Genomic DNA, 15,226 nt, shown 5'->3' with positions numbered 1-15,226 from the left:
ACTCTTTACTTTAATCAATATATCTTTGATAATAGTCCTAGTAGGTGCCAATTGCGCGGGACCATAGTCTCCGGCGAATGGCTGCCTTGCATCTTTTTTTACTTATTCGTCTGAAATTACTAAATTTAGTGGTTTGAAAGATTCAGATCGCAGAACCGACAATGGTCCTGCATACGGGTGATGATATGATGACGATGGAAGAACTTATACAGCAGGCTTCGACCTACTTAGATAAAAAAGATATTGAACTAATTCGTGAGGCTTATCGTTTTGCCGATCGTGCGCATAAGGGACAAGTCCGCCGGTCGGGCGAACCCTATATTATGCATCCGATCGAGGTTGCCGGTATTCTTGTGCAATTAAATATGGATGTCACAACCATAATCAGCGGCTTTCTTCACGACGTCGTAGAAGATACGCCGGTCACGCTGGTGGACATCCGTGAAGCATTCGGAGATAACGTAGCCGAGCTTGTAGACGGAGTAACAAAGTTAAGAAATTTTGAATATACCTCAAAAGGAGATCAGCAGGCGGAGAACCACCGCAAAATGTTTGTTGCTATGGCACGTGATTTGCGCTGCGTCATCGTGAAGCTTGCCGACCGGCTGCACAATATGCGTACATTGAAATATATGAGCCCAGAGAAGCAGATTCAAAAAGCGAATGAAACCTTGGAGATCTATGCGCCGCTCGCCAATCGACTCGGTATTTCCGCAATTAAATGGGAGCTTGAGGATATTTCACTTCGTTATTTGAAACCGCAGCAATATTATAAAATTGTTAATTTGATGAAACAAAAACGCGAAGAACGGGAAGCCTATATCGCTCAGGTCGTTGAAGGATTGAGATCGTATGTAAAATCTGTACATATTGATGCTGAGGTATCCGGCCGCCCGAAACATATTTACAGCATCTATCGCAAAATGGTCAATCAACATAAACAGTTTAATGAAATTTATGATCTGTTTGCGGTTCGGATCATTGTCAAAAGCATTAAAGACTGCTACGCGATCCTTGGCATTATCCACACCCATTGGAAGCCGATGCCCGGTCGCTTCAAGGATTATATAGCCATGCCGAAAACCAATATGTATCAGTCGCTCCATACGACCGTAATCGGGCCAAAAGGCGATCCGCTTGAGGTTCAGATCCGAACTGAGGAAATGCACGACGTTGCGGAATACGGAATTGCGGCGCACTGGGCGTATAAAGAGGGCAAGGTTCGAAACATCAATAACAAGTTTGAGGACAAGCTCACTTGGTTCCGTGAAATACTCGAATACCAGAATGAAACCGATGATGCTAAGGAATTTATGGAGTCTCTGAAAATGGACTTATTTTCAGACACTGTATTTGTGTTCACACCTAAGGGTGATGTGATCGAGCTTCCGGTCGGATCGGTGCCGATTGATTTCGCATATCGAATTCATACTGAGATTGGGAACAAAACGGTTGGCGCGCGTGTCAATGGCAAGATGGTTCCGCTGGATTACAGACTGAAAACCGGTGATATTGTCGAAGTCATGACTTCGAATCATTCCTACGGACCAAGCCGCGATTGGCTGAAGATCGCTCAAAGCTCCGCTGTAAAGAATAAGATCAGACAGTGGTTCAAGCGTCAGCAACGCCAGGAAAATGTGGCGAAGGGACGTGAGATGCTTGAAAAAGAATGCCGCAGTCAGAATGTCAGCATAAAGGATAATCTGACTGAAGATAAAATCACTGCTGTGGCGAAAAAGTTTAATTTTTCGCATGAAAACGAGCTGTTTGCCGCGATCGGCTACAACGGGATTACAGCGAAACAGGTCGTTACTCGTCTCACAGAGGATGAGCACAAGGCTCCCGAATCAACAGACGCAGAGGAACGGATGAAACAGCTGTCCGAACAAAAGCCGAACACGAATCAACACCGGAAGACGTCGCTTGGTGTGCGTGTTAAAGGTGTCGATAATTTGCTTGTACGCCTCGCACGCTGTTGCAATCCGGTGCCGGGTGACGCCATTGTCGGCTATATCACACGTGGCCGAGGTGTTACCATTCATCGGGTAGACTGTCCGAATATCAAAAATGAAGAGGAACAGCGCCTGATGAAAGTTGAATGGGAGAGCAATGAATCACGATCGAAGGAATACAATGTCGATATTGAGGTAACCGCCTTTGACCGGAACGGCTTGCTCAATGAAGTGCTTCAATGCGTTTCTGATTCGCATACAGCGATCAACGGCATCTCCGGCCGTGCTGATAAGAACAAGGTCGCGACGATCAATATGACAATTGCGATCACCAACATTGATCATTTGTATCGAGTGGTTGAGAAAATCAAACGGATTCCGGATATCTATTCGGTTCGCCGTGTGATGCAATAGAAAAGGACGGATTCTGAATGAGAGTTGTTTTGCAGCGTGTCACGCGCGCTCAAGTCGACATTGACGGGAAAACGGTAGGACGAATCGACGCCGGTCTGCTCCTCCTCGTCGGCATTAAGACCGGTGATACGGAGGATGATCTTCAGTACGTCGCTGACAAACTGTCCGGCTTGCGTATTTTTGAGGACGATGGGGGTAAAATGAATCGGTCGATCATGGATACTGAAGGATCCATTCTATCTGTATCTCAGTTCACGCTCTATGGCGATGCGTCGAAGGGCAGGCGCCCGAGCTTCATGGAAGCGGCACGTCCGGAAATCGCTGAGCCGTTATATGAAGCATTTAACGAAAAATTGCGGGCACTTGGTCTTCATGTCGAAACCGGCGTTTTCGGCGCAGATATGGCTGTTTCTCTCGTGAACGACGGTCCCGTTACGCTGATTATTGAGAGCAAAAATCATTAACTGATGCTCGACGAACCCTGATTTGCAGCGGCATTCATAAATTTTCGCTAAACCTTGACAATTTATGAGAAGATACGTAGTATAGAAGAACGAACAAAGCCAGTGATGGAGAGGTTTTCGGATCGATCAGCCAAAAGAGAATGCGCGCCTTGGGCTGGAAGCGCGCCGGCAGAGATTCCCGAAAACGGACACTCCTTAGGCGTTTTTCTGAACATCAGCATTGATGCGGTCAGTAGGAAAAGCCGTGCCCGGGCGTTAACCGGTATTCAGAGGAAGCATGTCTATGCTTCAAATGAGGGTGGCACCACGAAGTTTATTCGTCCCTTGTCTGTCGGCTCGCCGATGGACAAGGGCTTTTGTTTTATTATCATTTAATAGTACTCATCCATTCACTTTTGTCAGAGAGAAATTAAGGGTGATACGGAGCCGCAGCAGATGATCAGCTGCGGACATTGCGAAAACAGTTGAAGGAGGATTACTTGTGACTATTCAAATTCCCCGCGGAACCTATGACGTTCTGCCGGAAGATGCTTTTAAGTGGCAGAAAATCGAAGCAACAGCAAGAGAAGTCTGCGCTCTTTTTAATTATAAAGAATTGCGCACGCCTATCTTTGAATCCACCGATCTCTTTCAGCGCGGTGTCGGTGACACAACCGACATTGTGCAGAAGGAAATGTACACATTTAAAGATCGCGGCGATCGTGAATTAACCTTGAGACCTGAAGGAACGGCTTCTATTGTCCGCTCCTATGTGGAGAACAAGCTTTACGGACAACCGAGTCAGCCGCAAAAATTGTATTATATCGGGCCAATGTTCCGCTACGAACGTCCGCAGGCGGGGCGCAACCGTCAATTTACTCAGTTTGGCTGTGAAGCGCTTGGATCAGCGGATCCGTCAATTGATGCTGAAATCATTGCACTTGCTCTGACTTTTTACCGGAAGCTCGGATTGAAAAATTTGAAGCTTGTTCTGAATAGTTTAGGTGATCCGGAAAGCCGTGAAGCGCACCATGAAGCACTGATTGCTCACTTTAAGCCGTCAATCGGCGAGTTTTGTGAAGATTGCCAGAAACGCTTAGAGAAGAATCCGCTGCGTATTCTTGACTGCAAGGCGGATCACAATCACCCGCTGATGGCGACTGCACCATCGATCATTGACTATTTGAATGATGCTTCTCGCGATTATTTTTCCAAGGTCAAGGCGATTCTGGGCGAGATGGGTATTGAGTATGATCTGGATCCGACTCTTGTCCGCGGTCTTGATTATTACAACCATACGACGTTCGAGATCATGGGCGCGAGTCAGGGAGCCATTACGACACTCATGGGCGGCGGCCGTTACAATGGACTCGTGAGCGAACTTGGCGGTCCGGAAACACCGGGTATCGGTTTCGCATTGAGCATCGAACGGCTTCTGCTTGCACTTGAAGTCGAAGGCGTGTCGCTCGATTCTGAACCATCACTTGACTGTTTTGTCGTTGCTATCGGCGAGAAAGCCGAACAAAAGGCGCCGGTACTGTTGAATCAGCTGCGTCAGGCCGGTCTGCAGGCCGACAAAGATTATATGGAGCGCAAGGTCAAAGGCCAGTTTAAACAGGCGGATCGCGACAAAGCAAAATTTGTTGTCGTTATAGGCGACGAAGAACTGGAGGCACAAAAAGCCGTTGTCAAGAACATGGCTGACGGCTCACAGGATGAAGTTGCGTTCGCCGCTTTAACTGATTATCTTAAGGAAAAAAATTGATTCATAGTGATGGAGGTCATACCATGTATCGCAACGCAAATTGCGGTGAATTAACCGAAGCATCCGCTGGAAAAACAGTCACACTCGCCGGATGGGTGCAAAAACGAAGGGACTTAGGCGGTGTCATTTTTATCGATCTGCGTGATAGATCCGGCTTTGTCCAGATTGTGTTCAATCCTCAAGTGGATCAAGAAGCCTGGAAAAAGGGAGATAAACTGCGCAGTGAATATTGCGTCACCGTCACAGGTGAAGTTGTTAAGCGTGATCCTGAAGCGGTCAATGAAAAAATTAAAACAGGAACGATCGAAGTCATGATCAGTGAAATCACGTTGCTGAACAAATCAAAGACACCGCCGTTTCCTATTGAAGATAACATTGAAGCTTCCGAAGATATCCGTCTGAAATACCGCTACCTAGATCTCAGACGTCCGGAAATGCTGGAAACATTTAAAATGCGTAATAAAATTACGCATACTATGCGCGACTTTCTTGATGAACAGGATTTTATGGATATTGAAACACCGATCTTGACGAAGAGCACTCCGGAAGGCGCACGTGATTATCTTGTGCCAAGCCGCGTTCATCCCGGTGAATTTTATGCGCTTCCTCAGTCGCCTCAGCTGTTTAAACAGCTGCTGATGGCTTCAGGCATTGAAAAGTATTATCAGATTGCTCGCTGCTTCCGCGATGAAGACTTGCGTGCTGACCGCCAGCCTGAATTCACACAAGTTGACATGGAGATGTCCTTTTTTGAAGTGGACAAATTTCAAGCGATGGTTGAAGAAATGATTGTTCGCATCATGAAGGACGTTAAAGGTATTGATATTCCACGTCCTTTCAAGCGTTTTACTTACGCAGAAGCGATTGATCTTTACGGCAGTGACAAGCCGGACACGCGTTTCGACATGAACTTGATCGACCTGACTGACATTGCAGCCGACAGCACGCTGAAGGTATTCAAGGAAGTTCAGGAAAAGGGCGGGCTGGTCAAAGCGATTAATGCGAAGGGTGCGGCTTCTCAGTTCTCACGCAAGCAAGTCGATGAGGATCTGCGCGGTATCGTTTCGCCATACGGCGCCAAAGGCCTTGCTTGGCTGAAGGTTGAAGAGGGCGGCATGAAAGGTCCAATTGCGAAATTCTTTGACGAAGCATTAAATGCGCGGATCATTGAACGCACGAATGCAGAACCAGGTGACTTGCTGTTATTCGTTGCCGACAAGAAAAAAATTGTAGCCGACAGCCTTGGGGCATTGCGCCTGCATCTCGGCAAGACACTCGGCTTGATTGACGAATCGGCATTCAACTTCCTGTGGGTCACACACTTCCCGCTGCTCGCATACAGCGAAGAAGAGCATCGTTATGTAGCAGAACACCATCCGTTTACAATGCCTGTCATTGAGGATCTTGACCACATTGACAGTGATCCGGGCAGTGTTCGTGCCCAGTCCTTCGATATGGTCTTGAACGGATTCGAACTCGGCAGCGGTTCACAGCGTATCAGCGACCCTGAGATGCAGGAACGCATGTTCAAACTGCTCGGCTTCACTGAGGAACGTGCAAGAAAGCAATTCGGCTTCTTGCTCGATGCCTTCGAATACGGCGTTCCGCCACATGGCGGCATGGCGCTCGGCATCGACCGTATTGTTATGCTGCTCGCCGGCCGTACAAGTCTGCGCGATACCATTGCGTTCCCTAAAACGGCGAGCGCAAGCGACGTGCTGACTAAAGCACCAAGCGAAGTCAGTCAGGCGCAATTGAGTGAGCTGCACCTTGATGTTGCGGCAATTCTTAAATAAGCTGCCAACACGATCCAGGCTAATTTGCCTTGATAAGCGCTTACAGATATGCTACAATGATTACACAAGTTAAGAAAAGATCCTGAAGTGTTAGTCTTATGTCGTTATGTTTTGACCGAACATATTTTGATCGGGAGTCCGATGTTTTCACTCGGAGCGCATGCCCTAGTAGGGACTCGCAAACTGTGGAACAGGGCACCCACCTGCCTATAAGTGCGGGTTTCAAAACTGCGGCTTTGCAACGGCACGTTTGGGATTTTTTTTATTTGCGAAAAAATAAGCTGGAACCATGGGCAGCAATGTCTAGGTTTCGGCTTTTTTGCCGTTTTAAATAACTTAAAAAGGGATATTCATAAATCGATGAGAAACCATGATAGAACAGGGAAAATCGAATCAGAAAGAAGGAATTAGACCAAATGTCGAAAAGTTAGACCAAATTCCTGCAAAGTTCAACCGAAGTGAGAAGAAGTTCAACCCAATGGACAAAAAGTTAAACCGAAGAATAGAAGTTCAACCTAACGAATGAAAAGTTGAACCCAATCTCAGGAAAGTTCAACCCAAGAGAGGAAAAGTTAAACCGAAGAATAGAAGTTAAACCTAATGAATGAAAAGTTGAACCTAATCCCAGGAAAGTTCAACCTAAGAGAGAGAAAACATTACCGAACAATACGCTAAAAGTTGCTGTGCAGTGCGTCACTATGATGCAGTAATCTGATATATAGCTGCAATTGGATGCTAATAAATAGAAGGAAGGAAGGCTAAATAATTATATTTAGCCTTCCTTCCGTATTAAATCTGGTTAATTTTATTTCTTTGCAGAGTAGATCGTAATTGATAGTACCATTTGATAGTTTGCTTCGATGGTTGGGATACTGGAACTGCTGCTGTCGGACTGTGCTGATGATGCATCCGTCTGACTGCTTGCATCAGCACTGCTTGTTTGATCATCTGAACCATCAGTGCTCGCCTGTACGTTTGTTTGGCTGTCAGTTGAAGACGAAGCATCACTTGAGCTGCTGTCATTGTTAATGCGACTGGAGGTTACCTTATTAATAACGACTAATCGCTTCTGTGTCTCCAAATAACCGACAAAGACGTAGAGCTGGAAGTCGCTTAGTGATTGTAAGCTCACTTGGTATGTATTCGACTTTAATAGTTTATCCGGATCAATTTTATCATTGGACTCTTTTTCTGCACTGCTTTTACTGCCGCTACTTGCAGAAGTACTACTGCTGCTGTCGGAGCTGCCTGATTGATCTGAAGAAGAGGAGCTGTCCGAAGAACTATCTCCTGTATCATCATTACTTTTCTCAACAGATATAAAGGTAACTCCCATAGAAGCTGCTTTTTTTTGCGCTGTTGTAAAGAAGGGCTCTACATCCGGATTCTTCGGAAGAATGGAGTTATCGACTTTTTGGCCAAGCTTCTCCTCTTTTTCCGCCTGCTTCTTTTTATCTGCTAATGCTTTTTTTTGCTCGGCAAGCTTCTTCTGATTGGCCGCAACCGTCTCCTGGTACATATGGATGTTGGTTTTTGCGAAGCTGATTTTGTCCTGAGCAGGCATTATTTTCAAGAAATAAAAGAAGGTAAAACCGCTTAGGACAATGATTACCGATAGGATGCTGATGAACGCTGTTTTATTCATAGTCATTGATCCTTTTTCTGGTTAATTGAAAGATTTGCATCCGTACGCATGGTAAACGTGAGCTGATAGGCATTACGCTGTGTGTAAACCAAAACATTGCTTGATGAATCCAATTGATTGATTTTGGTCGTTACAACATTTGAGAAGTAGTTTTGTTTCCTGAGCTTCTCAATAAACGGCTGAATATCAGCAAAATGAGCAAATTCACCGGTAATCTCCATGTTCCCGGTTGAATCATAGTCAATGTTGGTAATCGTACCGTTCTTGGGAAGCTGTTTTTCCATCAATACCCAGGATGGAAAAACGGCAAATCTGCTCAATTGAATCTCATTGACCGCATCTGCAGGAGTCGGCTTGGTGCTTACTTCGGTTTCTTTAAGTGCAGCTTTCTTTTCCGCACGTGCCTTCCAGGTGGCTTCCTGTTTCTGGACATTCTGAAGCTCGCCATTGAGCTGCCAGCTGTACACACCTAATATGATTAGTCCGGCCAGGCAAAAAGCTCCGAAAATGATGGCAAACCAAATCATGCCTCGGGAGGCCTTTTGTTCATAAGGAAGGAGGTTGATATCAATCATTTCATGTCCTCCTTCATGGCAAGGCCAATCGCAGGAATGCACGCAGCATCAATGTTTTCCGGATAATTGAACTTTTCACGATCAAAATGTAGCGACTTCACTTCTTGAGACACCATTCCCGATAACACGGACAGCAGCTTGTCGGTACGTTCACTTTCACCGAGAAGATAAATGAACGCGACTTCGTCTTCTCCCTTACGGACGCTGTATTGATAGAAATTCAGCATCCGCTCAATTTCAGTAGCAGCATTAAGGAAGAATGTATCGTCAGTTGATTGAATGTCCGGACCTTTTAGGCTTACTTGGCGGACGAACATTGGGATATCCTCCTGGAAAATCGACACGTAAAGTGCCTCTTTTTCAAGCTGCACGTACATCCGTTGCTTTTCTGCGATTTGCGGATAGTAATGCTGCGTCCAGCGATCGGTTCCGAGTGCGCTGAATTCGGCATTTACCGGGTTCAATCCGGCACTTGATTGCAGCTTGCGATACTGCAGAACGACGGCCTCAGGAGCTGCAATGAGCAGCACCTTTGTTCCGGTTGCTGCTCGGCTGATGACATGAAAGTCAAAAACCGCCTGTTCAAATGGAAGCTGAATCTTGTTGCCGATTTCGATAAAAAAGTAATTCTGCAACTCGGAATCCGATTTTATTCCCGGAAAATCAAGTTGTCTCAGAATGAGCTGAGAAGAAGGAATCGCGAAATACGTTTTCTTTCCCTTTGCTTTCAGCGCATGAACGATATCTTTAAGCTGGTCTGTGAACGCTTGTTCATCCTTCACGCGGCCGTTTTCAACAACGCCGGGTTGAAGCCATTCCTCCCAGTAATCGAGACGAGAGGGGTCATCCGTTGAGCCGTGAAAAACGACCATGCGGATGGAGTAATCCGTGACCGTCAAACCGACGCTTGAGTGAGATTGGAAAATTTGCAACCATTTTTCAAACACAGACATCATTCCTAATGTTAGAAGATTAGATTCAGATAAAAGGCGATCAATTGGTCACCAAAGAAGAAGCTTGTCAGCATGCCTAAGACAATAAAAGGGACAAAGGGCACCGGCTGACGGCGTTTAATGAAACCGAGAAGCATACCACCGATTCCAATCACTGCACCGAAAAAGGTTGAAAGAAAGAAACCGAGAATTACCAGTTTCATTCCGACGAGCAGCCCCATAACCGCAAAGAGCTTCACATCGCCGCCACCCATTCCGCCGCGGCTGATCAAAGCAATCAGCGCGAGCAGAGCGAATCCGGCAGCCATTCCGGCAAGCGCGTCCCACCATGGATCCGTATGGTAAAGGATGCGGAATGCCGCAAACAACGGCAAGAAAAACATCAAGATCTTATCCGGAATCAACATGTATTCCAGATCGGATACAAGCACGATCATCAGCAATGAGACAAGCAACCAGCCACAAAGCATCTCTTCAATCGAAGTTGCACGCAAAAAACTGATTAGGAACAAAAAGCCTGTTGCCGCTTCTATGATCGGATAAATTGGCGAAATCTTACTATGGCATGTCCGGCATTTTCCACCTAAAAAGATGTAGGAAAACACAGGTACCAAATCCAGTATAGTCAAACGCCGCCCGCACGACGGACAGTGCGAAGGCGGCGTAATAATTGACTGGTTTGCAGGAACACGCAAACCGACGACGTTGTAGAAGGATCCTAAGATGATACCAAAGATTATTATATAAGAAATAATTATAATATACATAACCGTTAATTGTTATAATCAATCAATACTGATTCCGCAACGTAGTCACCTGATTTATAACTGCTTACAACATCTGATGGTAGCGAAGCATCCGTAATTGTATAAGTCTTTGCTGTGCTATCATATTTTACAGTAAAAGTTGCAGGTAGTTTGCTGGCACTAGATGAGTCTAAATATGGTTTTAAAGCACTTTCTGCTAATGTTTGATCTCCTGTTGCGTTATGATCAGCTATATAAAGCTTGGCAGCATGAATAGCTGTTAAAGCATCTTGTACAGCCGCTTTATTGTTCTGCTTACCAACAATCGAAATTACACTTGGAATTGCGATGGCTGCTAAAATAGCCAAGATAACGATAACGGCCAAGAGTTCGATCAAGGTGAAACCTTTTTGGTTCTTTTTTGCATTTGCTTTTTGCATAATCTTTTTCAGCATAGTTTTTCCCCCAGTTTGAGTTAAACGTTTTGATAAATTTGGAACATAGGTATGATGATCGCAAGGACAATGAAACCAACGACAACGGCAAGGAACAGGATCACAAGAGGTTCAATGAGCACTTTCATACGTTCGGTCATCTGTTCCACATCGTCCTCATAATACTTAGCGACGCTGTTCAGCATTTGATCAAGCATACCGGTTTTTTCGCCGATGGCGGTCATGTGATGAACCATGGAAGGAAAGATCTTTTCTTCCTGAAAAGCTTCCGACAATGGCCGACCGAAATCGAGTGCCTGAGCGACATTATGTATCGCCTGCCGAATGGCAAGATTAGACGTAATCTTCTCGATTGAGTGTAATGCATCGATGACAGGGACTGAGCTTGATAGCAGCAGAGCCAGCATCCACAGCAACCGCGAAAGCTCACCTTTATAGACTATAGTACCTATTAAAGGCAGTTTGATTATAGCATAATCTAGTCTTAATTTACTAGATTTATTTTTAAATGCAGCTATGACAAATATCACCAATCCGATAAGCAAAACAAATAGTACATACCAATAGGAGCGGAGCCAGTCGCTTATTGTCAAAATGACGCGTGTGATCAGCGGAAGCTCGGTATGCAGACTGGCGAACATCGAACGAAACATTGGAATAATCGATGTTAAGAGAAAGAGAACGACGCCAATGGACATGATGAAAACAAACGCAGGGTAAACCATTGCTGTTGACATTTTCTGCTTCGATTTGTGCTGACGTTCATAGTAGGTGGCGAGGTGATCCAAGCTTTCTTCCAAACGGCCACTGCCTTCGCCGGCACGAATCATATGGATGATCATCGGGCTGAAAATTTTCGATTGATTTTCAAACGCTTGAGAAAGCGTCTGTCCTTCACGCAAATTAGTGGCCATTTCCATGATCACTTGTTTAAAGTATTTGTTCTTCTCTTCCTGGTCAGTCAGAATATCAAGCGCATCGGATACGGTAACACCGGCTTTGATAATCGTCGCAAATTGTCTTAGAAACACAACTTTATCCTGCAGTTTGACGCGCTGGCCAACCGACAGTTCTTTGTACCAAATGGAGTCGTTGTGTTCATGAATGGAACGGATCACCAAGCCCTGTTTGGCAATTTCAAGCAAAGCATCCTGCCTTGTTGATGCTGTGATGCGTCCTTTTTTTGATTTGCCTTGCGAATTCGAACCGACATAATCAAAGAGCGGCATGTGCTCACCCCCTTAATAGAAATGTTTCCACAGATTCACTTGCGATTTCGCGGCGTGTCAGCATATCTTGAACGCACGATGCCATCGTTTGCATTCCTTGCGCACGGTTGACTTGAATCACACTCGGAATCTGATAGATTTTCTTTTCACGAATCAAATGACTGATCGCTTTATTATTGATCATTACTTCGGTTGCGACACGCCGCCCGCTATGATCCGGTGTTGGGAACAGACGCTGTGAAACGACAGATACGAGTTCAGCAGCTAGCTGGATGCGAATCTGTCCTTGCTGTTCGGCAGGGAAGACGTCAATGATTCGGTCGATTGTGGACACTGCGTCATTGGTGTGCAGGGTCGCGAGCACTAGGTGACCGGTTTCTGCAGCTGTCAATGCTGTGCGAATGGTTTCGAGATCACGCATTTCACCGACCAGAATGACGTCTGGATCTTCACGCAATGCGGAGCGTAACCCGAGCGCAAACGAATGCGTGTCATTACCAATTTCCCGTTGCTGAATGATGCAGCGATCATGTCGGTGTAAATACTCAATCGGATCTTCCAAGGTGATGATGTGCCGCCGCATGGTGCGGTTCATATCATCGACAAGCGCGGCCAGCGTTGTTGATTTCCCGCTGCCGGTCGGTCCGGTGACCAAGAACAAACCATGCGGACGTTGGCACAGCGAGGTCAGCACTTCAGGAAGCTGTAAGGATGCTAGATTCGGCACTGTCTGCGGAATGACACGGAATGCGAGACTGTAGCATGAACGCTGTCTGAACGCATTGACTCTGAAACGAGATAATCTCGGAATGCTGAACGAAAAATCGAGTTCACCATGTTCCTCAAGCTTGTCCATTTGCGGCTTGGATAGGATGGCACGCACCATTTCTTCCGTATCGGCCGGTTTGACATTGGGTTTATCAAGTGCCATTAATTCACCGTTCAGGCGGATGGTCGGCGGAATGCCGACGGAAATGTGCAAATCTGAGGCACCGCGTGTGCAGGCGATGGAAAGACATTCCTTTAGAAAATCGATCATGATCCAATACCTCTTCTACTCGAAATTGTTAACTGATAATCTTAAGTAGTTCATCAACTGTGGTAATGCCTTCGGAAACTTTTGCTAGACCATTTTCAAGCATGGACACACCGCCGGAGTCTTTGACAAGGTTTTGAATGTCTTTGAACGAGTGGTGTGTAATCAGCATTTCGGCTGTTTCTTCCGACAATTCAAGAATTTCATGAACCGCCGTTCGGCCTAAATAGCCGGTTTGATGACAGGATTTGCAGCCGATCCCCTTAGACAGCATCGGGGGACATTCAAGCCCGGCTTTTTCAAACAATCCCTGCTCAATTGCCGTCGGTTTAAAACTATGCGCGCAGTCACGGCAGACACGGCGCACTAACCGCTGGGCAACGACTCCGGTGAGTGCCGCCGCAACAAGAAATGGATCGACGCCCATATCAATCAAACGGTAAATCGTTGTCGGCACATCATTTGTGTGCAAGGTACTCAGGACTAGGTGCCCCGTAAGTGACGCACGTATGGCGATTTCCGCAGTTTCCGAGTCACGAATCTCTCCGACCATGATCACGTTCGGATCCTGCCGCAAGATGGCACGGAGTCCGGCAGCAAAGGTTAGTCCAACCGGTGCGTTTGTTTGAATCTGGTTGATTCCTTCTATTTGGTATTCAACCGGATCCTCAATGGTAATGATGTTCTGCGTTTCGTTGTTCAAATAATTTAGGGCCGCATAGAGTGTTGATGTCTTACCAGAACCTGTTGGCCCAGTGATCAGCATCAGTCCGGTTGGCTTGGTAATCATTTTTGTGAATGATTTCTGCTGCGATTCGGTAAAGCCGACATTAGGAATTTTTAGCAGCAAATCCTTTGTATTTAAGAGCCGAAGCACAATTCGTTCACCGAACAAGGTTGGGAGCGTCGACACTCGCAGATCAAGCCGATCTTTTCCAATTGTCACCTTTACACGACCATCTTGCGGCAGCCTCTTTTCAGTAATATCGAGCTGACTCATGACTTTAATACGCGTGACCAGAACACTTAGAATCTCTCTTGGAAAAGTCCGATATGTGTGCAGTTCTCCGTCGATACGGAAGCGGACGACAACGCTGAATTCATGAGGATCAATATGAATGTCACTGGCACGTTCCTCGACAGCGCTGAGCAAACATTTATTAATAATTTTTAAAATTGGCGTGTCTTCCGACGTCGTTAGATCGCCTTCATCAACGGGTAGACTATTCATTGATGTCAGAATTTCATTGACGGAATCCTCTTCGTTATAAAGGCGATTGATTGTACTCGTAATCTCACTCGGGAGTGCAAGTGCAACTTTCACCTGAAATCCGGTCATCATCTGCAGATCATCGATCGCATAAAAGTTAAGCGGGTTCGACATCGCAACGAAGAGCGTGTTGTCTACTTTTTTATAGCAAATTAATTCATTTTGTCTCGAAAAGGATTGGTCAACGAGATTTACGGTCTGATGATCGATCACAATATTTGCCAAATGCACCTGTGGGATGCTCAATTGAATGGAAAGGGCATCGATTAATTGCTGCTCGGAAATATAGCCGCGCTCAATCAGTGCATGGCCTAGTTTTTGCGATGATTCTTTCTGTTCAAGGGTTGAAGCAAGATGTTCTTGAGTAATCATTCCTGAATCAACGAGCAAGTCGCCTAATCTTCGATGTGTACGTTGCATGTGACTTCCTCCTGATATGATCAATTTCATCAAAAAACGACACTTTCATTCTATCAGAAAACCAATTAGAATAGATATAGAGACAGATGCGAAAGGACTGCGACTGATGAACCGAAAACAAGACGGCATGACATTGATTGAAGTCATCGCGGCAATCACTTTACTGAGTATTGTCATTCTATCCTTTGCCTATGTCTTTATCCAGAGCCAGCAGGTGACCACCGGCAACGGCAGCAAGCTGACCGCGTTGCAACTGGCGCAGAAAAAATTATCAGATATATTGGATGGCAGCAGTCTTCCGGCAGATCCGGGATCTTCACAATCATCGCCGACAGCTGTGCCAAGCAATACAAAATATACAATTCATAGTTCGAGCAGTACAGTCGGCAACGCAACGTATGAAACCTATGTCTATGTATTAAATAAAGATAGCGACGAAAACCAGCCGATTGTTGTCAGAACGTACTACAACAATACGAACTATGTAGAACTTTACAACTATTATACGACATCCGGCAATTGAGAGG

Annotated in this window: 14 protein-coding genes and 1 other RNA gene; 7 read left to right on the top strand and 8 right to left on the bottom strand. The window is 45.7% G+C overall.

Annotated features, from left to right (window positions below; translation table 11 throughout):
• The first annotated feature begins 188 nt into the window (after window positions 1-188).
• From NOM01_RS00765 to ssrS, 6 genes are all read left to right on the top strand, one after another.
• On the top strand, window positions 189-2,366 hold the full coding sequence (locus NOM01_RS00765; RefSeq protein ID WP_304654710.1) for a RelA/SpoT family protein: 2,178 nt from the start codon (window positions 189-191) through the stop codon (window positions 2,364-2,366).
• A 17-nt stretch (window positions 2,367-2,383) separates the two neighbouring features.
• Window positions 2,384-2,830 carry a D-aminoacyl-tRNA deacylase gene (gene dtd, locus NOM01_RS00760; RefSeq protein ID WP_255745532.1) on the top strand — a complete coding sequence of 149 codons (447 nt, stop codon included), beginning with the start codon at window positions 2,384-2,386 and terminating at the stop codon, window positions 2,828-2,830.
• A gap of 102 nt (window positions 2,831-2,932) precedes the next feature.
• Complete coding sequence (locus NOM01_RS00755; RefSeq protein ID WP_255745531.1) at window positions 2,933-3,205, top strand: hypothetical protein; 273 nt, start codon at window positions 2,933-2,935, stop codon at window positions 3,203-3,205.
• A gap of 106 nt (window positions 3,206-3,311) precedes the next feature.
• On the top strand, window positions 3,312-4,574 hold the full coding sequence (hisS, locus tag NOM01_RS00750) for a histidine--tRNA ligase (protein WP_255745529.1): 1,263 nt from the start codon (window positions 3,312-3,314) through the stop codon (window positions 4,572-4,574).
• A 23-nt stretch (window positions 4,575-4,597) separates the two neighbouring features.
• The gene (aspS, locus tag NOM01_RS00745) at window positions 4,598-6,370 is read left to right on the top strand and encodes an aspartate--tRNA ligase (protein WP_255745528.1); all 1,773 of its coding nucleotides are present in this window, start codon (window positions 4,598-4,600) and stop codon (window positions 6,368-6,370) included.
• Between the two features lie 76 nt (window positions 6,371-6,446).
• Window positions 6,447-6,631, top strand: a non-coding RNA gene (ssrS, locus tag NOM01_RS00740) — 6S RNA.
• A 544-nt stretch (window positions 6,632-7,175) separates the two neighbouring features.
• Here the strand turns inward: ssrS and NOM01_RS00735 are convergent.
• Genes NOM01_RS00735 through NOM01_RS00700 form a run of 8 tightly spaced genes read right to left on the bottom strand, consistent with a single transcriptional unit; the run spans window position 7,176 to window position 14,699 of the window.
• Window positions 7,176-8,015: a hypothetical protein gene (locus tag NOM01_RS00735; protein ID WP_255745527.1), complete on the bottom strand. Its 840-nt coding sequence runs from the start codon at window positions 8,013-8,015 to the stop codon at window positions 7,176-7,178.
• Window positions 8,016-8,017: 2 nt separating this feature from the next.
• Window positions 8,018-8,590 (bottom strand): PilN domain-containing protein, encoded by a 573-nt coding sequence (locus NOM01_RS00730; RefSeq protein WP_255745525.1) that lies wholly within the window; start codon window positions 8,588-8,590, stop codon window positions 8,018-8,020.
• Window positions 8,587-9,537 (bottom strand): type IV pilus biogenesis protein PilM, encoded by a 951-nt coding sequence (gene pilM / locus NOM01_RS00725; RefSeq protein ID WP_370645886.1) that lies wholly within the window; start codon window positions 9,535-9,537, stop codon window positions 8,587-8,589. The genes NOM01_RS00730 and pilM overlap by 4 nt, the downstream gene beginning before the upstream one ends.
• Before the next feature lie 17 nt (window positions 9,538-9,554).
• Window positions 9,555-10,310 (bottom strand): prepilin peptidase, encoded by a 756-nt coding sequence (locus tag NOM01_RS00720; protein WP_255745522.1) that lies wholly within the window; start codon window positions 10,308-10,310, stop codon window positions 9,555-9,557.
• Between the two features lie 5 nt (window positions 10,311-10,315).
• Entirely contained in the window at window positions 10,316-10,744 is a 429-nt protein-coding gene (locus NOM01_RS17085) for a type II secretion system protein (protein WP_304654709.1), read from the bottom strand.
• A 20-nt stretch (window positions 10,745-10,764) separates the two neighbouring features.
• On the bottom strand, window positions 10,765-11,973 hold the full coding sequence (locus tag NOM01_RS00710) for a type II secretion system F family protein (protein ID WP_255745520.1): 1,209 nt from the start codon (window positions 11,971-11,973) through the stop codon (window positions 10,765-10,767).
• Window positions 11,974-11,977: 4 nt separating this feature from the next.
• Window positions 11,978-13,012 (bottom strand): type IV pilus twitching motility protein PilT, encoded by a 1,035-nt coding sequence (locus tag NOM01_RS00705; protein WP_255745518.1) that lies wholly within the window; start codon window positions 13,010-13,012, stop codon window positions 11,978-11,980.
• Window positions 13,013-13,040: 28 nt separating this feature from the next.
• Entirely contained in the window at window positions 13,041-14,699 is a 1,659-nt protein-coding gene (locus tag NOM01_RS00700) for a GspE/PulE family protein (protein ID WP_255745516.1), read from the bottom strand.
• 106 nt (window positions 14,700-14,805) lie between these two features.
• Here NOM01_RS00700 and NOM01_RS00695 point away from each other — a divergent pair, with 106 nt between their 5' ends.
• Window positions 14,806-15,222, top strand: coding sequence for a type IV pilus modification PilV family protein (locus NOM01_RS00695; RefSeq protein WP_255745514.1), 417 nt, complete (start codon window positions 14,806-14,808; stop codon window positions 15,220-15,222).
• Window positions 15,223-15,226: the final 4 nt, after the last annotated feature.

The organism is Sporolactobacillus sp. STSJ-5 (genome assembly GCF_024385605.1).
GTDB lineage: Bacteria > Bacillota > Bacilli > Bacillales > Sporolactobacillaceae > Sporolactobacillus.
Note: the sequence above shows the minus strand (reverse complement) of the source record. Positions and strands in the feature narration are given on the sequence as shown.

Coding starts and splice junctions, on each gene's coding strand:
- NOM01_RS00765 (WP_304654710.1), top strand. CDS start 189: ATGACGATGGAAGAACTTATACAGCAGGCTTCGACCTACTTAGATAAA.
- dtd (WP_255745532.1), top strand. CDS start 2,384: ATGAGAGTTGTTTTGCAGCGTGTCACGCGCGCTCAAGTCGACATTGAC.
- aspS (WP_255745528.1), top strand. CDS start 4,598: ATGTATCGCAACGCAAATTGCGGTGAATTAACCGAAGCATCCGCTGGA.
- NOM01_RS00735 (WP_255745527.1), bottom strand. CDS start 8,015: ATGAATAAAACAGCGTTCATCAGCATCCTATCGGTAATCATTGTCCTA.
- NOM01_RS00730 (WP_255745525.1), bottom strand. CDS start 8,590: ATGATTGATATCAACCTCCTTCCTTATGAACAAAAGGCCTCCCGAGGC.
- NOM01_RS00720 (WP_255745522.1), bottom strand. CDS start 10,310: ATGTATATTATAATTATTTCTTATATAATAATCTTTGGTATCATCTTA.
- NOM01_RS17085 (WP_304654709.1), bottom strand. CDS start 10,744: ATGCTGAAAAAGATTATGCAAAAAGCAAATGCAAAAAAGAACCAAAAA.
- NOM01_RS00710 (WP_255745520.1), bottom strand. CDS start 11,973: ATGCCGCTCTTTGATTATGTCGGTTCGAATTCGCAAGGCAAATCAAAA.
- NOM01_RS00705 (WP_255745518.1), bottom strand. CDS start 13,012: ATGATCGATTTTCTAAAGGAATGTCTTTCCATCGCCTGCACACGCGGT.
- NOM01_RS00700 (WP_255745516.1), bottom strand. CDS start 14,699: ATGCAACGTACACATCGAAGATTAGGCGACTTGCTCGTTGATTCAGGA.
- NOM01_RS00695 (WP_255745514.1), top strand. CDS start 14,806: ATGAACCGAAAACAAGACGGCATGACATTGATTGAAGTCATCGCGGCA.